This is a genomic window from Lichenihabitans sp. Uapishka_5 (assembly GCF_033947565.1).
Lineage (GTDB): Bacteria > Pseudomonadota > Alphaproteobacteria > Rhizobiales > Beijerinckiaceae > Lichenihabitans.
Map to the genome: position 1 here is coordinate 26,702 of NZ_JARPVX010000019.1, position 17,942 is coordinate 44,643.

Consider the following 17,942-nt stretch of genomic DNA (forward strand, 5'->3'; position numbering starts at 1 on the left):
AGCCACTCGACGTCGGCCGCCAGGGTGGCGATCGCCCGGCGTTCGACGACGAGGCGTTCCCGGTCCTCAAGGAACCAGATCAACTGAAGCCGGCCGGCTTGTCGGGAGCGACGGGGCGGTTCGGGAAGGCGAAGCCCGCCGCGGACGACGTCGACGCTCGCAGGAGGCCGGCGGTCTCGTCCAGGCGGGAGACGAAACGGCACCCGTTCGCGTCGATCACCACCTGGCAGGGCTTCGGGTTGCGCGGCGGCGAGTGATCCATCGTTACCTCGAACCGACCGCCAGAACGCTTCGCCACGCCTTTGTAGTAGTTGGCGGCCTGCCTGTGCGGCGGCTGGACGTCCCGGTCGTCGCTCGGGATGCTCCGGCTCGTCGAGACCATGATGCCGCCCCGCATGCCGCACTCCTCGAAGAGGAACTTCGCCTCCGGCACGGGCACCGTCACGGTGGTCCCCTTAAGGTCCTTGTCGAGCGCCTTGAATGAGCAGTGGTGGGGGATCTTGCAGACGTGCCAGGCCAGCCTCTCCAGTCGCCCGTGACGCCGCGTCGTCCGCACGATCTGCGCGATCGTCTCGGAGTCGATGTCCGAGGCAAACAGGGCGCGCTGAACCCGACCTCCCTCCTGGAAAGAGGCCTGGAAGACGATGCTGTCCTGGTTCCGGTCGGTGATCTCCCCGTTCTCGTCCTGCCGCCAACCGAACGGGCAGTGAATGAAGAACTCGGCGCGCTCCGGGCCGTCGAGGCGATAGCCCGGAATCGTGTCGCCCGCGTTGACGATGCACCCGTCGCGATCGGCCACCGTGAGCCCGTTCAGGGTGAGGAAGCCGACGAGGGCCTCAGGCCGGGAAAACACGCGGATCCCCTCGCCCTTCAGAAGCCGGTGCTTCGCCTCGGCCTGGATCACCTTGGCAAAGTCGGGCAGCTTGTCCTCCAGGATGACGGCCGCCGGCACCCAGAGCTCGCCGATCCGCGCGCGACCGGCGCCCTGGAAGGCCTTCGCGTGTTCCAGCCAGAAGAACTCGCCCGCCCCGTAGACGTGGTCGCGGTCGAGGTGGGTGAACATAACGGCGTCGTAGCCGTCGCGCCCCGATCGGGCGAGGTCTGCCCTGAGGGCCGCGGCGAGGTCGATCCGCCTGTCGCTCTGCGCCTCGGTGCACTCGTCGCCGAAGTCGACGAGGATTTTCCGTCCGTCGGCGAGGTCGATCAGCGTGCTGTCGGCGTCGCCGAGCGGGTGAAAGGTAAGCGTCGCGGCCATATATCAGCTCCCGTCGAAAATATGTGTGGCGGGATGAACGAAACCGCAACACCCGAGCTGGCACGTGATCGCGGAGAAGTTGTGGACGGTCGAGACACGCGCGGATCCGAACCGGCACGGGCGCCCGACTTCCTCGGCGGGGGCAAACTGGAGGATGGCATCGGGCTATGCCTGTCGGGGGGCGGCTTCCGCGCGATGCTTTTCCACGTCGGCGCCCTGACCCGGTTGAACGAGCTCGGCCTGCTGGCGCGGCTCGATCGCGTCGCGAGCGTGTCGGGCGGGTCGATCGCGGCGGGGGCGGTCGCGGTGGCCTGGAGCCGGCTGCGTTTCGACGACCGCGGCGTCGCCTCCAACCTGCGCGAGGAGGTGTGCGACCCTTTGGTGGCTCTGGCCCGGCGCTACGTCGACATCCCGGCGATTGTCATCGGGTTGCTTCCCGGGGTGACGGCCGCGGGGGTCGCCGCGTGGTTCTACGACAGATACCTCTTCCGGGGAGCGACGCTCCAGGATTTGCCGGAGCGGCCGCGGTTCACGATCACGGCGACGAGCTTGCAGACCGGGGCGCTATGGCGCTTCGCGCGGGAATACGCGGCCGAGTACCATCTCGGGCAGTGGCCGAGGCCCGACCTGATGGTGGCCGATGTCGTCGCGGCGTCGGCGGCCTTCCCCCCATTCATGTCGCCGGCCTACGTGCGCGTCCCACCCGAGGCGATCAAGGCGCTCAAAGGCGCGGACCTTGGGGGCGAGGGGTACACCGACAGGCTCTGCCTCACCGACGGCGGGGTTTACGACAACCTCGGGCTCGAACCGGTATGGAAACGGTACAGGACGATCCTGGTGAGCGACGGGGGCCTCGCGGTGCCAAACCTTCCGTTCCCGGCTTCGAACTGGCTCTCGCAAGGAAACAGGGTCGCGAGCATCGCCCTGCAGCAGGGGATCTTCATGCGCCAGCGCGTCCTGCGCGGCATGGATGCGATGGGGTCGCGCAAGGTGGTTTACTGGGGAATCGGCGAGGGCGTCGCCGTTCACGACACGGGCAATCCCCTGGGTTTCGGCGAGGGGGAGACGCGTCGCGCGGCGGCGGTGCCCACACGGCTCAAGCCACTCGCCAAGGACGTTCAGTCCGTCGTGATGCGCGCCGGTTACGCTCACTCGGACGCCGCACTGCACAAGGGCGGCTTGGCCGTTGTCGCGAACGCACCATCGTTCCAAGGGCTTCCCGACCCTTCATAGACGGCGGAGCCGGCGCATCATCCGATGCGTACCATCATCCGGGGGGCCTTCTCACCCCTCCAGGGAGCCGTCGCCACCGCCGGAACTCTTACCGGCTTCCGGTGCCCGCGCCCGTCGCCACGCCTTTATGGGGCCGGGCGCGGTTGTCACGTCCTGACGCATGCTGGATCACTGTCGAGAGAGGGAGCCGCGATGCACGACCCGCCACCCACGGGCCTCAAACGACGCGCGACGGTCCCGACCCTACCGCTCCCTCACCACCCCACCCTCCCGCGCAGCGGGTTTGTTCTAAGGCCACCCTCAGTCGCTCGCGCTGCTGATTAGACTGCTGTAAAATCGCTCGCAATAGTGACCCCCTGAGGGGGTAATTTCGCGGCCAATGCCGACCCCCTTACCGGCTGTGTAGCAGCCTGCCTTCCGTGGCCCTTTTGGCCTGGAAGGATGTTCAGGGGGATGATTGGCGTGGACATGATCGGCCGGATCCGGCGCGCGTATTTCGACCAGCACCGGTCCATCAAGGAGATCGTCCGGACCCTGTCGGTGTCGCGCGCGACGGTGCGCAAGGTGGTCCGGGGTCAGGCGACGGAGTTCAAGTACGAGCGGGGTGTGCAGCCGGCGCCGAAGCTCGGCGACTGGGTCGCGGATCTGACCGCGATCTTGGAGGGTGAAGCCAAGCTACCGCGTCGGGAGCGTCGCTCCGCGCAACGGCTGTTCGAGGAACTCCGGGGCCGCGGCTATGACGGCGCCCATGATAGCGTGCACCGCTTCGCCAAGGCTTGGCGCGAAGAGCGGGCTCGCATTCCGGCACGCGCCTACGTGCCGCTGAGCTTCGCGCCGGGCGAGGCGTACCAGTTCGACTGGAGCCACGAGACGATCACGCTTCAGGGCCTGCCGCTGACCGTCAAGGTGGCGCACATGAAGCTGTCGCACAGCCGCATGCCCTTCGTGCACGCCTACTTCCGCGAGACCCAGGAGCTGGTCTTCGACGCGCACGACAAGGCATTCGCCTTCTATGGCGGGGTCTGCCGGCGCGGCATCTACGACAACATGAAGACTGCCGTGGAGGCGATCTTCGTCGGCAAGGCACGGCAGTATAACCGCCGCTTCCTGCAGATGTGCTCGCACCACCTTGTCGAGCCGGTCGCCTGCACGCCGGCGTCGGGATGGGAGAAGGGCCAGGTCGAGAACCAGGTCGGCAATCTCCGCGACCTGCTGTTCCGCCCGAAGCCGCGGGTGAAGAGCCTCCTCGAGCTGAACGGCTGGCTCGAAGACCGGTGCCTTGCCCATGCGGCACAGACCAAGCACCCCGAGTTCAAGGACCGCACCATCGCCGAGGTGTTCGACGACGAGCGCGCCAGCCTGATGCCGCTGCGGGGGCCGTTCGACGGCTTCGTCGAGAAGGCGGTCAGAGCCACCACGACGTGCCTGATCATGGCCGACCACAACCGCTACAGCGTCGATGCGAAGGCTGCCGGGCGCATGGTGCTGGTGCGATCCCATGCCGAACGCATCCGTGTGCTGCTGGACGATGAGGTCGTCGCCGACCACCCCCGCAGCTTCCGGCGCGATCAGGTGGTCTACGATCCCTGGCACTACCTGCCCGTCCTCATGAAGAAGCCCGGTGCCTTGCGGAACGGAGCGCCGTTCAAGGATTGGGACCTGCCACCGGCGCTCAGCCAGGTGCGCGTCAAGCTGAAGGCCCATGCCGATGGCGACCGCCAGTTCGTCACGGTTCTGGGCGCCGTGCTCGACCATGGCTTGGACGCGGTCGAGGCCGCCTGCACAGAGGCCCTGACGGCCGGGTTGGCCAGCGCCGCCGTCATACTGACCGTGCTGGCGCGGCAGCGCCAACCGGCCGAGCCGCCGAGCATCACCACCCCTGACGCGCTCCGTCTGAAGATCGAGCCGTCCGCCGATTGCAGCCGCTACGACAGCCTGAGGAAGGTCGCCTGATGGAACGCCACGATATTCTGGAAGCCATGAGCGACCTCAAGCTCTACGGTATGCGCGCCAGCTTTGACGAGATCGCCGGCAAGGGCCTCGCCCGGCGCGACGAGATCTACCCTCTGCTGGCCAGCCTGATCCGGGCCGAGCGCACCCACCGGCAGGCCCGGTCGATCAGCTACCGCATGAGCAGCGCCAAGTTCCCGGTGCTCAAGGACCTCGACACGTTCGTCTTCGCCGAGACGCCGGTCGATGAGGGGCAGATCCGTGAGCTGGCCACTGGGGCCTTCCTGGATGCGCGGCGCAACACGATCTTCGTCGGCGGCACCGGCACCGGCAAGACGCACCTGAGCATCGGTATCGCCTCGGCCGTAATCCGCGCCAGGGCACGCGGTCGCTTCTTCAACCTCGTCGACCTCGTCAACCTGCTCGAACACGAGAAGGCGGCCGGACGCACGGGTCGGCTCGCCGAGAACCTGCTGCGCTACGATCTCATCGTCATCGACGAACTCGGCTACCTGCCGTTCAGCCAGCCGGGCGGGCAGCTGCTCTTCCACCTCATCAGCAAGCTCTACGAGAACACCTCGCTGCTGATCACCACCAACCTGGCCTTCGCCGATTGGCCACAGGTCTTCGGCGACGCCAAGATGACCACGGCCATGCTCGATCGCCTGACCCACCACTGCGACATCGTCGAGACGGGCAACACCAGCTGGCGCTTCAAGAACCGGAGCTGACGTCGCGACGGCCTGATCTGTGGGGGCACACAGGAACCTCCCACGCCCTCCGCTCCGCGCAACGCCATGGCGCTGCGCTCCGGGCGCGGGTCCTTCCTATGCACCCCCACAGATCAGGCTGAGGCCACTCCCAGAGGGGTCGGGATTGGACGCGAAATGGGGGTCATCGTTGGAAGCGATTTGACAGCATGTCGTGCGATCGACGGCTCGATGGCCGTCCGGGGCCCATGAGAACCATCACGGCAGATCGGTTCCGGTCTGCCCGCCCGCCTCCCTCAACCGAATTTCCGCGACGGTCGGCCGGCAGGCCACATTCGCGCGAGCACGCCGTCCCGCTTCACCAACCTGTGCCAAAGCACCGCGAGTATGTGCAGGGAGACGACGGCGTAGATCATGCAGGCACCGTAGTGGTGGAGCGTCCCTCCGTTTGCTCCAGCACCTTGTCCAGCGGCACCAAGCGCAGCAACTGGAAGAGGCCGAACCACGGCATCGACCGGCCACCTGCGCCTGAGGTCAGGTAGCCTGTCAGCGGCATGAACAGCATGAGCGCGTACAGAGCGAGGTGCGCGCCGTAAGCTGCCGCATGGTTGATGCGGTTCATGCGTTCGGCATAGGGCGGCGTGCCGATGGTGAGCCGGTAGGCGATGCGGAAACCGATGAGTGCGAGGGCAATGAGGCCGAGGGACTTATGGTAATCGAGAAGCCACTTTCGCAACGGCGTACCTGGAGCCCGGTAGGAGCAGTGCAGGCCGATCAGCATCGCCGTGAGGATGATCGCGTCCATGACTAAGTGGAACGTGCGCTGGACACGGTCGTAGCTCGGCGGCGTCCCCTTACTGGCGTTCTCCGGCAACGGTGTCGCAAGGGTTTGAGTCAGTAAGGTGCTTGCTGCGGACACGGATCGCGCCTTCGTAGACCGATGGTGACCAAGGTTGAAGCGTTAGCTTGGCAACGTGGCGTGCCAGCCTGGACCGGACCCGAGCATGAGGGGCAAAGCGACTTCTAACCGGTCTTGTATCGCCTCACTCCACCCTCTGCGCTCCGAGCCGCACAACGGCCTCGCTGATGGCCTGCAACGTTGCCGGATGGGGTCGCGTCTCCTCTTCGGGGGGTGATCCTCAATACAGAAACGTGGCGCATGGTATGTACCATCATGGGCTGCTCTCGCCCCATCTCTGCCCTTCAGCATGTCTGCTTGCTGGCGGTTCGATTGGCCTTGACCGATCTAGCGGGGCCGGAACGACAACGGCAGCTTCCCGCCCCCCAACTATTACGAAGCTGCCGTTGTGCAGAGCCAGGCCTACTTCCTCGCGCTCCGGAACGCGCAGCGGAAGCGCCGGGTGGAGATCGGCGGGGGCACGCACATGATCCTGGCCGAAGCACAACGCATGCAGGCCTTCCGGGCGATCAGCGACCTCCTGGCCAAGGCGGACCAATGACGAGCCGCCACGCCTTCAGCTCGCGAAAGCCCAGGCGACGACGAGCGCGAGCCGCTCGCGACGCGCGCTGTCCCTGATCCTGCCCGATCGTTCTAATGCCGCGAGCCCGTGCAGGGTGGCCCAGAACGTCTCGGTCGCGACCCCGGGCTCGGTATTGGATGGCGCGACGGCGGCCGACAGGGCCGCGAAGGCGTCCCTGAGCTCCGGCCGGGTCTCGCTGTCTGCGAAGTGCAGGTCGGTCGGCAAGGTGAACATGGCCTCGTAGAGGGCCGGCTGCGCCCTTGCGAAGGCGAGATAGGTGGCGGCCACGGCCTCGATCGCCTGTTGACGGTCTTCTGCCTCCTTGGCTCCGTCCCGGAGCGCCGCCGCGAGGTCCCGGAACCCTGCGATCGCGACGGCAGCCACGATCGCGTCCCGATTGGCGAAATGCGCGTAGAGCACTGGCTGGCTGTACTCGATCGTATCGGCCAAGCGGCGGATCGTGACGGCGCTCCATCCTTCGCGCTCCGCGATCTCGCGCGCTGCCGCCGTGATGCGCTGCTGGCGCTCCGCCCGCTCACGGCCCTTCCGCTCGGCGATGCCCAACTTGCTCTCCACAGCTCGAGACTGAGTTAACCTATCGCAAGTTGACAATCTAGCAACGCTAGATATTCATGCGATCCGAAAGCGGAGGCAATCATGCACTGGTTCTCGCTCGCCGTGGCGCTGCTCGCGGCGCTCGCCATCATCTTCATCGGCGTGAGATATCTGACGGACCCCAGGTCCATGGCGCCGAGTTTCGGCTTGCCGCTGCCCGAAGCGGGTTCGCACATCCCGTGGTGGCTGCGGCTCAAGGGCGTCCGGGACATCGTCTCGGGTCTGGTGGTCCTGGCCCTCATGGTCTCCGACGGGCATCAGGCGCTCGGCCTCGTGCTGCTGATCGAGGCGCTTATCCCGCTCGGCGACATGTCGGTCGTCCTCGCCGCCAAGGGCAGGACTGCAACCGCCCTGGGCGTCCATGGCGTCACGGCGCTGCTGATGGTCCTGGGGGCGGTCCCCCTCCTTGTCGGGACGGCCTGACATGCTGCACGCCATCGCGATCTGGCTCGTCGCCGCGGCCTTCGGGGGTGCGGGCGTCGTCAACGCCATCGGGGCTCCGGCGCAACGGCAGAGCTTCGTACGGTGGGGCTACCCTGCATGGTGGTGCCGTGGGACTGGCGTGCTCGAGGTGGCGGCCGCCGCCCTGATCGCCCTTCAGGCCATCCGCCCGATGGGTCTCATCCTCGGCGCCGCGATCATCGCGTCGGCGACCGTCACCGTGGTGCGCCACCGCGAGTGGAGCCACCTCGCGCCGCTCGGCGCCTTCGCCGTGCTGCTCGGGATGGCCGTCGTGTAATGGCCGTCCGCGACTCGCGCTCGTGCCGGCCACGCGGTCTTCGATCAAAGACGCGCCATGAAGGCCCGCACCAGCGCTGCGATGGCGGCTGCGTGGGTCTCCAGCGCGAAGTGGCCGGTGTCGAGCAGCACCACCTCGGCGCCGGGCAGGTCGCGCCGGTAAGCCTCGGCGCCGGCCGGCAGGAAGTGCGGGTCGTTGCGACCCCAGGCGGCGAGCAGCGGCGGCCGCTGCTGCCGGAAATAGGCCTGGAACGCGGGATAGAGCGCGACGTTGCTGCGGTAGTCACCGATCAGGTCGAGCTGGATCTCGTCCGCCCCCGGCCGCGCCAGATAGGCGATGTCGAGCGTGACCCCGTCCGGCGACACGCGCGATGGGTCGGCGCCGTGGAGGTATTGATCCCGCCGGATCGTCTCCGGCGCGAGGGAAGCGCGGCAGGCCTCGCGGTTCGCCGGGGTAGGATCGCCCCAGTAGGCCTGCCAGGGCGCCCAGGCTTCGCTGAAACCCTCCAGGTAGGCGTTGCCATTCTGCGTGACGATGCCGGTCACGCGCTCGGGATGTGCGAGGGCGAGGCGCAGCCCCACTGGGGCGCCGTAGTCGAAGAGGTAGAGCGCGTAACGGTCAAGGCCGAGCGCTTCCGTGAAGCCGCCGATGACGGTCGCGAGATTGTCGAACGTGTAGGCGAAGGCCGCCCGGGGCGGCGCGACCGTGTTGCCGAAGCCCGGCAAATCTGGCGCGATCAGCCGGTAGCGGTCCGCCAGGAGCGGAATCAGGTCGCGGAACATATGGCCGGCGGTCGGGAAGCCGTGCAGCAGCAGCAGCACGGGCGCGTCCTTCGGGCCAGCCTGGCGGTAGAACACGTCCACGTCTCCGACGGGCTGGCGGTGAAACGTCTGGGCATGCGTGGTCATGATCGGGTCTCCTCGAGGGTGGTGCGGACCCGGGAGAGTTGCGCCCGGAGCGTTTCGTTCTCGACCGTCAGGGCCGCGAGGCGCTGACGCACGGGGTCGAGCGCCTCGTTGAGCTCCGCTTCGGTGAAGCGCGGGGTGATGTGCTGCGGGCAGTTCCAGTCGAAACGCGCGAGGTGGATCACGAAGGCACGCTCGGCCGGGCCGCGGTATCCAGGGGTCGCGAGTTGTCCTGCCAGTGCCGGATCAGCCGCGAGGCTTCGCGCTTCGGCGTGGCCGAACAGCTTCAACCGGCGCTGCGCCGGGTAGTCGACGAGGATCAAGGAGACGCGATCGCAGGCCTGCGGGTTGCCGAGGCTGATGTATTGCCGGTTGCCGCGATAGTCGGCGAACCCCAGCGTGCGTTCGTCGAGCACCCGCAGAAAGCCGGGCGGCCCGCCGCGATGCTGGACATAGGGCCAGCCGGTTTCCGACACGGTCGCCATGTAGAAGTTGTCCCGGGCCGCGATGAAGGCGGTTTCCGCGTCCGTGAAGCGGTCGAAGTCGCGATCGCCCCGAAACCCGTCCCACTGGTCCGCACTGCCGTTGGCCGCCTGCGCGGCCTTGACGCTCGGCGTCGCGGCGATGTCGAGGAACCCGTAGCCCATGAGACCGCTCCTGCCGGCCGGGCCCGAACGCCCTGATGGGGAGACTAGCCGTTTCGCGTGTCGGCTATAATCTGCCGTGCCCGAGAGCTCTCCTCTCGGAATGTGAGAGGTTGGCATGGATCGGCTCGAAGCCATGGCGCTGCTGTCGGCTGCCGTCGAGCACGGCAGCTTCTCGGCCGCGAGCCGCCGTCTCGGCGTGCCGTTGCCGACGCTGAGCCGCAAGATCGCGGACCTCGAGGAACACCTGGATGCCCGGCTGCTGCTCCGCTCGACCCGCAAGCTTAGCCTAACCGAGGCGGGGGCTGATTACCTCGCGGCGGCCCGTCGCATCCTCGACCAGGTTGACGAGGCCGAGCGCGCGGCGGCCGGCGAGTGGCGTCAGCCGCGCGGCGAACTGGTCGTGACCGCGCCGGTGGTGTTCGGCCGCCTCCACGTGCTGCCGGTCGTCACGGCCTTCCTCGACAGCTACCCGGCCGTCGACGTCAATCTCGTGCTGTCCGACCGCAACCTCGGCCTCTTGGCCGACCACGTCGACCTGGCGGTGCGGATCGGAGCCTTGCCGGACAGCGACCTCGTGGCCACGACGATCGGCCACGTCCAGAGCGTGATCGTGGCGGCTCCATCGCTCCTCGACCGCTGCGGCGCGCCGCAGCATCCGGACACCCTGCGGGACTTGCCGTGCATCGCCTATGCGGGGTTGAGCGAGGCGCGGCAATGGTCCTTCGCGCGAGCCGGGAATGGCCCGGCCATGACGGTGCCGATCCGGCCCCGCCTCACCGTCAACACGGTCGAGGCCGGCCTCGACGCCGCGGTGGCAGGCCTCGGCTTCGCCCAGGCTTTGTCCTACCAGACCGCTGCCGCCGAGGCTGCGGGCGCGTTACGCCGCGTGCTGCAGGCCCACGAAGGCGCGCACGTGCCGATCAGCCTGCTGCACGCGGGACAGGGGCCGCTGCCCCTGAAGACGCGCACGTTCCTGGAGTTCGCGGCTGCGCGGCTGCGGGCTCAGGCGATCTCCTGAGCGGCACCTCCGTTGCCCCGCGCCGGCCCGCGACGAACTTAAGAGGTTCGGATCAGGTGCAACCCATGGCTGCGATGCACGAGAGCAGCTTGGGCGCGATGAGGTCAGGGCACTCGGTCTGGGGCCCGGCGCCTTCGACCAGCAGGGTGTCGGCCGACAGGAGGTAGGCAGTTCTGCGGCCTCGGCGGCAGGGTCGGGAATCAGGGTCGGGACGCGGCTCTCTGGCAGGAGGGTCGCGGTCTCGGCCTTGGGCAGGTGGACCATCGCGTGAAGCGCCTCCATGCGGCTGGGCTCGCGCAGGTTGCGCATCAAGGCCGCCCGCGCAACGGCATGCTCCGACGGCTTGGCTAGAGGGAGGAGACAGCCGCACAGCAGTCCCGTGCCCGTCTATCGTCAGGTGATCAGGGGTTCGTAGCGGCGTGACCGGCCACGCCCCGACGACCTGTCCCTGCCGGGAGATCAGCGCCGCGTGGCCACCGATCCGGCCTTGTCCAGCAGCTGCAGCGCGAAGTCCTGACAAGCCTTCAAAGGCTCGTCCTCGGGGCACTTCATGCTGACAGCAATGTCCCCCGCCTCGACACGAAACCGGGCTGCCTTCCATGGAGGCGGCGGACCGTGGCGACGATGCCAACGCTCGCCACCGCGACCCATCTCGCCGCCGTCCATCGGCCCATCATCGTCCGCGTCACGGCCGGCCTGCAGTCCCGGGGGCGGAGCCGGATTGGCGTTGTCCTGCGCCGGTGCGGGCGACGTGGGAGGAGACTGCTGAGCGAAGGCGGCTGACGATAGGAGCGCCAAGCTGAGACTTGCCCCGAGGAGAACGGTCTTCATGGTGTTCAGACTCTTCGATGCGGCTCATCCAAACCGGAGATGGCGTGAATGGCCGCAGCACCGAGGCTAAGCTCAGATCACGGTTTCAACGTGCCCGGATCAGGGACTGACATGGGCGGGTTGAGGGCCGCACAGGGCCGCGTCGACCAGCGGCGGTGATCATCAGCGGTGGAATCGCCATGGCATGCCGGGCGCTCAGTGCTGCCGCCCCTTCTCGCCTTCCGCAAGCGCCTCCTGGACCAGCTCGCCGAGCAGCGTCTCCGCGACCTGCTCTTCCGGCAAACCGCCCTTCCGCGCGCAGATGACGGTGGTCTCGAACTGAACCATGACGGACGCGGCGCTGCCTTCACCCGTCACCCGGAAGCGGCCGACGAACGTCCGTCCGGCTCGCGTCACCATGGCTTCTCGCATCCGCATGGACCCTCCCTCCCGTTGCGTGAGCGGGTCGCAATAGCCGAGTCGGCGGACGGCAGGGTTAACGTCCGGGAAATGAGCGGTCGAAGGATGGTGAGTTGACTCGGCATCAACGCGGTGGGTCGAGCCATTCCGCATGTCGTCACGTCGACGACGGTCCCGTGATCAAGTCGCCCGCCATCCATCCAAGCGCCCCAGGCCCTGGCCGATCGTCCTCCGTCCCAATTCCGACGGGCTCATGGATGTCATGCGGCACTTCAGCAGCCCGGTGGCGAACGGAGGAGAAACTCCGGTCGGGCCTTCGACTTGGTTCCGATCCATGGTGCGGCATGGTACGCAGCTGCCGGCGGAAGTCACGACGACAAGAACGGGACATGGAAGACATCGCACTCGCCTTGAAGCCGCGTCCGGTCGACCAACGCCTGCCCAAGGCCACTCAGGTCTACGAGGTCATCCGTTCCGCGATCATCTCCATGGAGCTTCCGCCCGGCGCGTCGGTTCCGGAGAAGGCAATCTGCAACCAGTTGGACGTCTCGAGGACGCCGTTCCGCGAGGCGATCCTTCAGCTCGCCACCGAGGATCTCGTCACGATCAAACCGGGTGAGGGCACGTTCGTGAACCGGATCCACCTCCGGGAGGTCTTGGACGGGCAGATCGTCCGCGACGCGGTGGAGCCCAGGCTGGTCCGCCTCGCCGCCCGACGCTTCCAGCCGAAGTTCGCGAGCGCGTTCGACCTGTCCTTGTTCAAGCAGAGAAGTGCCGCCGAACGACGGGACTTCGACGAGTTCTTCGACCTCGACAACGAGTTCCACCGCCTGATCGGCGACTGCTCCGAGTTCCCGAACGTCTGGCGGACGATACACATGGCGACGGGACAGCTGGACCGGGTCCGTCGCATCGCCTTCCCCATCGAAGATAACTTCGGAGAGGTGATCGGGGAACACAGCCGCATCGCGGACTGCATCAAGGCGGGTGACGAGGACGGAGCCGCAGCGGTCCTGCAAGCGCAGTTGGACAGCATCTTCAAAACGATCGAGATCATCAAGGAAGCCGACCCGACCATCATATCGGCCGAGCAGAACGCGACCTTGGACATGATCCGTTGAGGGCCGGCTACAGGTAGGCAATCCTCACCCCGCGCGTGGCGACCATCCCCGCGCCGGCACCCTTCATCCACGCAACCCGCGACGAAACGGTCCCTTGCCGTCATCGGCAAGGCCCGACGCGATTTCGTCCACCGCGACAGTCGTGAAAGTGGTGGACACCGCCACCGACATGTCGCAACCTGCGACATATTGTACGAACCGCGCCAAGGACCCGCCGCCACGAGCGTGAGGGTGCATTTCATCTTGGCGCATATTTCCGGGTGTGCCGATGCAAGCCCTCGAACGGTTTTTCCGCTCCACCGTAGTCGCCGGAACGATGCTGGCGGGAGTTTCCGGCGCCTTCGGGCAGATCGCTGGCGATACTTCCACCGCAGCGCCGAGTGGGACCACCGCGTCCGACCTCGGCCTCGTGGAACTGACGGACGACCCCACCCAGCAGGAACTGTTCCAGGAGGTCGTAAGGGCCGCGGCCAAGGAGGATCCCGCCGGGACTGCGGAGAGCGCACAGTACTTCAACCTTTACGGCCCGTTCCGATTCAAGAACGACACCGAGTTCGACGTCACGCTTCACGTCCCGCGCAAGGATGAGTTGTTCGGCTTGGACGTCAGCCACTACACGCCACCCGCGTTTCCCATAGAACAACTCGCGACACGGAACGTCCTGTTCCTCTACATGAAGACGACGCAGGGATCCGGATTGGACGGATCCTTCGCGTCCTTCTGGGCCCGGGCGGGACGTCTGCCTAAGGGGGACGAGGTCCATCGCGGAGCCTATCACTTCCTGACCTGCGGCGATCCGAACGTCCCGGCGGCCACGTGGGGCAAGAGCCAGGCCGAGACGTTCGTGATGGTCGTGCAGGCGAACGGTGGGCTCATGCCCACGGACATGCCGCCGGCGGTCGACCTCGAATGGGACAGGACGAAGACCGAGCACGACCGGTGGACGTGCCGCAAGCCAGGGGAGATCCTTGCCACCGTCAAGGCGTTCCTGGGCGAGGTCGAGGCGCGGCTCCACCGCAAGCCCATCATCTACACGGCCCGTTCCTGGTGGCGCGAACGGATGGGACCGGAGTCCGCCTTCAGCGAACTCTCCGGGTATCCGGTCTGGCTGGCCGACTACTCGCGACAGTCACGCGCGAGCGAGAAGCCCCCCACCGTCAACGGCGTGCAGGGGGTGCTGTGGCAATTCACCGACTCGGCCGGGATGGCGACCGGGTTTGACCCCAAGTTCGACGCCAACGTCTACAAGGGTCCCAAGGAGAGCTTCCTCTCGCTATTGCAGGTCGTCGACTTCCGATGAGGCGCCCGAGGGCCATCCCACGGGTGCCGGCGATCCTGTATCTCGCCGTCGCGGCGTGCACGATCGCGTCCTCCGGCGCGCGCGCGGACGATACCGGATACGTGGGCGTCTGCCCCAACGGCGCACCGGCCAAGGAGGCCTACTGCGGTTACTTCAGACACTTCAACGCCGCGAAGGGCGAAGCGCTGGACTCGCGGATCGCCGACAACCTCGGCGTTCAGCGCGCAGATCAGACGCGCTCCATCGCGCTGGTGATCGCGGTCGGCAAATATCCGAAGATGAGCAAGGCCGACCTTTCCGCGGCCGTGGCAGACGGCGACAACCTCGAGTCGTTCCTCACCGGGTCGCAAAGGTTCGACGAGGTCATCGTCCTGCGTGACGGAGAGGCGACCTCCGACGCGATCTCTTACTTCCTCACCGACTACCTCCCCAACCGGGCCGACGACTTCAGGGGCAAGGCCAGGCTCCTCGTCGCCTACTCGGGCCATGGGAGGCCGGACGCGCCAGGCGAGAAGGCGGCCTTCCTCCTGAGCGACGCCGACGACGTCCACGGGGCGAAGGGCGCCTACCCGATGTTCCTGCTCTCGGGGTACATCCAAGCGCTCGCGAGCCGCTACTTCCACGTCCTGACGCTGATCAACGCATGCTACGGGGGCAGTTTCTTCGGATTGGCCTCCACGGGCGGAAGCCCGAACAAGGTCGGTTTGTCGGGATCCTACGCCATCACGGCCGGTCCGAAAGAGGAAGAGGTCCCCGCCCTCATTCCGAGCCGCGGCAGCGTGTTCTTCGACCTGATCGTCGACGGGGTCACGCGAGGGGTCGCGGACCGATCCTACTGGGACTTCTTCGCCTCGACGGACGAGCAGGGCAATCTGATCAGGAAGTTTGGACTGACCCGCACCGGATCCCTCGAGGACTATCTCACCAGCGCATACGACCGCCTCGACAAGATGCGAAGCGGCGACAAGAACTTCAGACCGCTCGTCAGCTCCTGGTTGGGCCCGGCCCAAGAGGGCGTAGCACGCGGAGGGTTCTTCTTCCTCTCCGACGTGGAGACGGGCTCCCCGACTGCACTGGTCGATGCGTACGGGAAGGGCTCGGACGCCGCGCAAGACTTTGGGACGACGGTCCCAACCTCCGAACCCGAGCAATCGGAAGCCTTCTCGGTGCCCGCGGGACCGTTGAGCAGCCTCCCGGGGCATCCGGAGGTCAAGGTCTTCAAGCAGCCCGAGGTCTACCCGATCCGAGGGTACGACCTCTCGTCGGCCGACGGGCATGTCGATTGGTCGACGTTCTCGACCGAGAACCATCCTCGCTTCGTGTATGCGAGGGCCTTGGGCTGGAAGGGGGCAGACCCCTCCCTCGCCGATCGGTTCACGAACCTGGGCAAGCTGGGCATCGACCACGGGGCCTACCTCAAATTCGACTTCTGCCGGTCGGCCGAGGCGCAACTGGCCAGCCTCAGGCAGGTGGTCCCACCGGATCCCGACCTGCTTCCCGTCACGATCGAACTGGTGACGCCAACGACGGATCAGGACGAGAGTCAGAGTGTTCATGAGACGCCCTGCTACCAAGGGCTCGGGGCATCTGCGGCGAGGGCCGAGATCCTGAAGCTCGCGGGTCTGGTCAAGGCGACCTACGGCAAGGTGCCGCTCGTGTCCGGCAACGCTTATAACCTGTCCGTCCTCACCGACGCGCGGTTCGACCAGTTTATGGTCTGGCTGAATGCCTACAGCGCCTCGAGCAATCGGTTGAAGGGTCGCAATCCATGGACCCTGTGGCAGTATTCCGGCTCGCTGGACGTGAAGGGCATCGGGCCCCATACGACGGGAGAGGCGTTCTTCGGCACCGAGGACCAGTACGCCTCCTTCAAGAAGGGCGCAGGCAACGTCGCGCTCGAAGCCGTCCTCAGGTGAGGCGGCACCCCGGGGCGCGATCGTCGTAACCGACGTCAGCCTCACTGGTGACCCGCTCGAAGGACGTCTTCGTTCGTCCGCTTCGAGAGGGCAGCTGGCGGCATAACGGAACGTTCACGGATCCTTCGGCGTCATCGCCCGCATGGCAGCCGCTTCCCGCCTCACGAAACCCTTCGTGCGGAGACGGAGATGAGGAGGAGCATCGCGGCCACGACGATGAACGCGGCCGGCAACGACGTCAGTTGGGCGACGAACCCGATCAGGGCCGGCCCCGCCAGGATGCCGGCATAACCCATGCTGAGGGTGGCCGACACGGCGAGATTTGCGGGCATCACCGACTGCCTTCCGGAGGCGGACGCAAGGATCGGGACGACGTTCGACGCCCCTAGTCCGACGAGGGCGAATCCCAGCAGGGTCACGTTCGCGAAGGGGACGACGACCGCGACCAGGAAGCCCGCGGCCGCGACCAGGCCGCTCGCGACGAGGACCGTCATATTCCCGAGTCCGCGAACGATGCGGTCGCCGTTCAGGCGGCCGAGCGTCATCGTCACGGCGAATGCCGCATACCCCAACCCGGCCTGTGCCGGCTCGACGCCGCGAGACGCCCGCAGGAACAGCGCGCTCCAGTCGATCATCGAGCCCTCCGCGAGGGAGGAGATGAAGCAGAGGGCCCCCAGGAGCCACACGGGGCCGCGCGGAAGCACGAAGGGGTTGCTGCCCGGCTCTCCGCCGTAGGGAAGGAGACCGGGGATGCCCAGCAGCAGCAGAAGCATGATGACGAGAACGCACGCGAGTGCCGCGGCGGAGGGCGAGAGACCGGACCACAGCGCGAGGCTCACCATCGCGGCGCCCGCGATCCCGCCCAGACTGAAGAAGCCGTGGAAACCGGACATCAGCGTGCGTCCGCTCGCCTTCTCGACGATGACGGCCTGCACGTTCACCGTCACGTCCACGGTACCCACCGCGGCCCCGAACAGGAACAGGCTGGCCGCGAGCGGGAGCGGCTGGCTCACGGACGCCAGGAGGGGGAGCACGCCGCAGATCAGGACGGAAGCGGTGACGATGACCGCCCGACATCCGTAACGGGCCGCGAGGAACCCGCTCGCGGGCATGGCGAGGATGGATCCGACGCCCAGGCACAGCAGGAGCAGCCCGAGGGAGGCATCATCCAGGTGAGCACGATCACGCGCGAACGGAACGAGAGGCGCCCAGGCCGCCATCCCGAAGCCCGCTATGAAGAAGGCGGCTCGGGTCGACGTCCGATGGGACGTGCGGGAGGGGTCATGCGCCGAGACGTTCGTGGTCGTGGTCATGTGAAGGGGGGTGGCCTTGCCGTTGGGATTACGAAGATGCGTCGCCACCGTTTACGGCACGGGCCGCCGACGGATCTTGCAACCACCATGCCGCAACGAAGGCGAGCGACCATGCCCGGCACGGCTTAGCGTCCACGCGCCCCATGGCCCGTGTTGCGCAGGCTGACGACGTCATCCTAGGATGACCTCACGGAAGCACGACCCGAGTCGCTGGGCTTGTGTCTGACATCAATTCTAACAGCGCAGCAATACTTGACCCTCGCCGTCGAGCGACATGCACCCGCAGATCCGTTGAGACCGGCCTTCTTGATCGCGGCTGTGCCGGCGCGCTCGCGTTCCACGAGTGGGGCGAGCGCCCGACGCGCTTTGGGGTTGTCACTTCTAGCCCTCGCCCTCTTCGGCGCTGACGCCTCCGCCCGGGACGCGTCAGCGGGTCGGAAGGCGCACGGACATGCTCATCGCGATGCGAGCCCCGCGATCCCGATCGCCGTCGCGCCCGGGCCCATGCC

General features: G+C 67.1%; 19 protein-coding genes. 10 read left to right on the forward strand and 9 right to left on the reverse strand.

Annotated features, from left to right (window positions below):
* Nucleotides 1-79: 79 nt before the first annotated feature.
* A complete protein-coding gene (locus tag P7D22_RS09830; RefSeq protein ID WP_319934047.1) occupies nt 80-1,255 on the reverse strand; it encodes a hypothetical protein in 1,176 nt (391 codons plus the stop codon).
* Between the two features lie 33 nt (nt 1,256-1,288).
* Between P7D22_RS09830 and P7D22_RS09835 the strand changes: the two genes are divergently transcribed.
* The 3 genes from P7D22_RS09835 (at nt 1,289) to istB (ending at nt 5,169) form a co-directional block, all read left to right on the forward strand.
* The gene (locus P7D22_RS09835) at nt 1,289-2,488 is read left to right on the forward strand and encodes a patatin-like phospholipase family protein (protein WP_319934048.1); all 1,200 of its coding nucleotides are present in this window, start codon (nt 1,289-1,291) and stop codon (nt 2,486-2,488) included.
* Nucleotides 2,489-2,941: 453 nt separating this feature from the next.
* Entirely contained in the window at nt 2,942-4,441 is a 1,500-nt protein-coding gene (gene istA / locus P7D22_RS09840; RefSeq protein ID WP_319934049.1) for an IS21 family transposase, read from the forward strand.
* Entirely contained in the window at nt 4,441-5,169 is a 729-nt protein-coding gene (gene istB, locus P7D22_RS09845) for an IS21-like element helper ATPase IstB (protein ID WP_319934050.1), read from the forward strand. Before istA ends, istB begins: the two co-directional genes overlap by 1 nt.
* A gap of 275 nt (nt 5,170-5,444) precedes the next feature.
* Here istB and P7D22_RS09850 read toward each other — a convergent pair whose 3' ends face one another.
* Together P7D22_RS09850 and P7D22_RS09855 are read right to left on the reverse strand one after the other, a co-directional pair.
* Nucleotides 5,445-5,564: a hypothetical protein gene (locus P7D22_RS09850; protein WP_319934051.1), complete on the reverse strand. Its 120-nt coding sequence runs from the start codon at nt 5,562-5,564 to the stop codon at nt 5,445-5,447.
* Nucleotides 5,561-6,067 (reverse strand): cytochrome b, encoded by a 507-nt coding sequence (locus P7D22_RS09855; protein WP_319934052.1) that lies wholly within the window; start codon nt 6,065-6,067, stop codon nt 5,561-5,563. The genes P7D22_RS09850 and P7D22_RS09855 overlap by 4 nt, the downstream gene beginning before the upstream one ends.
* Nucleotides 6,068-6,455: 388 nt before the next feature.
* Here P7D22_RS09855 and P7D22_RS09860 point away from each other — a divergent pair, with 388 nt between their 5' ends.
* The gene (locus tag P7D22_RS09860; RefSeq protein ID WP_319934053.1) at nt 6,456-6,608 is read left to right on the forward strand and encodes a hypothetical protein; all 153 of its coding nucleotides are present in this window, start codon (nt 6,456-6,458) and stop codon (nt 6,606-6,608) included.
* 15 nt (nt 6,609-6,623) lie between these two features.
* Here P7D22_RS09860 and P7D22_RS09865 read toward each other — a convergent pair whose 3' ends face one another.
* Entirely contained in the window at nt 6,624-7,193 is a 570-nt protein-coding gene (locus P7D22_RS09865) for a TetR/AcrR family transcriptional regulator (RefSeq protein WP_319934054.1), read from the reverse strand.
* Between the two features lie 93 nt (nt 7,194-7,286).
* On the opposite strand from P7D22_RS09865, the gene P7D22_RS09870 reads away from it, so the two are divergent.
* Both P7D22_RS09870 and P7D22_RS09875 read left to right on the forward strand, forming a co-directional pair.
* Nucleotides 7,287-7,667, forward strand: a complete 381-nt coding sequence (locus tag P7D22_RS09870; protein WP_319934055.1) for a DUF4267 domain-containing protein — start codon at nt 7,287-7,289, stop codon at nt 7,665-7,667.
* Between the two features lies 1 nt (nt 7,668).
* Nucleotides 7,669-7,983, forward strand: coding sequence for a DoxX family protein (locus P7D22_RS09875; protein ID WP_319934056.1), 315 nt, complete (start codon nt 7,669-7,671; stop codon nt 7,981-7,983).
* A 44-nt stretch (nt 7,984-8,027) separates the two neighbouring features.
* Here P7D22_RS09875 and P7D22_RS09880 read toward each other — a convergent pair whose 3' ends face one another.
* Both P7D22_RS09880 and P7D22_RS09885 read right to left on the reverse strand, forming a co-directional pair.
* On the reverse strand, nt 8,028-8,891 hold the full coding sequence (locus tag P7D22_RS09880) for an alpha/beta fold hydrolase (protein ID WP_319934057.1): 864 nt from the start codon (nt 8,889-8,891) through the stop codon (nt 8,028-8,030).
* Nucleotides 8,888-9,535: a pyridoxamine 5'-phosphate oxidase family protein gene (locus P7D22_RS09885; protein WP_319934058.1), complete on the reverse strand. Its 648-nt coding sequence runs from the start codon at nt 9,533-9,535 to the stop codon at nt 8,888-8,890. The genes P7D22_RS09880 and P7D22_RS09885 overlap by 4 nt, the downstream gene beginning before the upstream one ends.
* A 115-nt stretch (nt 9,536-9,650) precedes the next feature.
* Here P7D22_RS09885 and P7D22_RS09890 point away from each other — a divergent pair, with 115 nt between their 5' ends.
* Nucleotides 9,651-10,553: a LysR family transcriptional regulator gene (locus tag P7D22_RS09890; protein WP_319934059.1), complete on the forward strand. Its 903-nt coding sequence runs from the start codon at nt 9,651-9,653 to the stop codon at nt 10,551-10,553.
* Nucleotides 10,554-11,012: 459 nt separating this feature from the next.
* On the opposite strand, the gene P7D22_RS09895 is transcribed toward P7D22_RS09890, so the two are convergent.
* Together P7D22_RS09895 and P7D22_RS09900 are read right to left on the reverse strand one after the other, a co-directional pair.
* Entirely contained in the window at nt 11,013-11,384 is a 372-nt protein-coding gene (locus P7D22_RS09895; protein WP_319934060.1) for a hypothetical protein, read from the reverse strand.
* 195 nt (nt 11,385-11,579) lie between these two features.
* Nucleotides 11,580-11,801: a hypothetical protein gene (locus P7D22_RS09900; RefSeq protein WP_319934061.1), complete on the reverse strand. Its 222-nt coding sequence runs from the start codon at nt 11,799-11,801 to the stop codon at nt 11,580-11,582.
* A gap of 371 nt (nt 11,802-12,172) precedes the next feature.
* Between P7D22_RS09900 and P7D22_RS09905 the strand changes: the two genes are divergently transcribed.
* From P7D22_RS09905 to P7D22_RS09915, 3 genes are all read left to right on the forward strand, one after another.
* Complete coding sequence (locus P7D22_RS09905) at nt 12,173-12,904, forward strand: GntR family transcriptional regulator (protein ID WP_319934062.1); 732 nt, start codon at nt 12,173-12,175, stop codon at nt 12,902-12,904.
* A gap of 268 nt (nt 12,905-13,172) precedes the next feature.
* Nucleotides 13,173-14,204, forward strand: coding sequence for a GH25 family lysozyme (locus P7D22_RS09910; RefSeq protein ID WP_319934063.1), 1,032 nt, complete (start codon nt 13,173-13,175; stop codon nt 14,202-14,204).
* Between the two features lie 23 nt (nt 14,205-14,227).
* A complete protein-coding gene (locus P7D22_RS09915) occupies nt 14,228-16,120 on the forward strand; it encodes a GH25 family lysozyme (RefSeq protein ID WP_319934064.1) in 1,893 nt (630 codons plus the stop codon).
* 161 nt (nt 16,121-16,281) lie between these two features.
* On the opposite strand, the gene P7D22_RS09920 is transcribed toward P7D22_RS09915, so the two are convergent.
* Nucleotides 16,282-17,433: an MFS transporter gene (locus tag P7D22_RS09920; RefSeq protein WP_319934065.1), complete on the reverse strand. Its 1,152-nt coding sequence runs from the start codon at nt 17,431-17,433 to the stop codon at nt 16,282-16,284.
* Between the last annotated feature and the right edge of the window lie 509 nt (nt 17,434-17,942).

Coding starts and splice junctions, on each gene's coding strand:
- P7D22_RS09835 (WP_319934048.1), top strand. CDS start 1,289: ATGAACGAAACCGCAACACCCGAGCTGGCACGTGATCGCGGAGAAGTT.
- P7D22_RS09850 (WP_319934051.1), bottom strand. CDS start 5,564: ATGATCTACGCCGTCGTCTCCCTGCACATACTCGCGGTGCTTTGGCAC.
- P7D22_RS09890 (WP_319934059.1), top strand. CDS start 9,651: ATGGATCGGCTCGAAGCCATGGCGCTGCTGTCGGCTGCCGTCGAGCAC.
- P7D22_RS09875 (WP_319934056.1), top strand. CDS start 7,669: ATGCTGCACGCCATCGCGATCTGGCTCGTCGCCGCGGCCTTCGGGGGT.
- P7D22_RS09870 (WP_319934055.1), top strand. CDS start 7,287: ATGCACTGGTTCTCGCTCGCCGTGGCGCTGCTCGCGGCGCTCGCCATC.
- P7D22_RS09830 (WP_319934047.1), bottom strand. CDS start 1,255: ATGGCCGCGACGCTTACCTTTCACCCGCTCGGCGACGCCGACAGCACG.
- P7D22_RS09885 (WP_319934058.1), bottom strand. CDS start 9,535: ATGGGCTACGGGTTCCTCGACATCGCCGCGACGCCGAGCGTCAAGGCC.
- istB (WP_319934050.1), top strand. CDS start 4,441: ATGGAACGCCACGATATTCTGGAAGCCATGAGCGACCTCAAGCTCTAC.
- P7D22_RS09920 (WP_319934065.1), bottom strand. CDS start 17,433: ATGACCACGACCACGAACGTCTCGGCGCATGACCCCTCCCGCACGTCC.
- P7D22_RS09895 (WP_319934060.1), bottom strand. CDS start 11,384: ATGAAGACCGTTCTCCTCGGGGCAAGTCTCAGCTTGGCGCTCCTATCG.
- P7D22_RS09910 (WP_319934063.1), top strand. CDS start 13,173: ATGCAAGCCCTCGAACGGTTTTTCCGCTCCACCGTAGTCGCCGGAACG.
- P7D22_RS09880 (WP_319934057.1), bottom strand. CDS start 8,891: ATGACCACGCATGCCCAGACGTTTCACCGCCAGCCCGTCGGAGACGTG.
- P7D22_RS09905 (WP_319934062.1), top strand. CDS start 12,173: ATGGAAGACATCGCACTCGCCTTGAAGCCGCGTCCGGTCGACCAACGC.
- P7D22_RS09900 (WP_319934061.1), bottom strand. CDS start 11,801: ATGCGGATGCGAGAAGCCATGGTGACGCGAGCCGGACGGACGTTCGTC.
- istA (WP_319934049.1), top strand. CDS start 2,942: ATGATTGGCGTGGACATGATCGGCCGGATCCGGCGCGCGTATTTCGAC.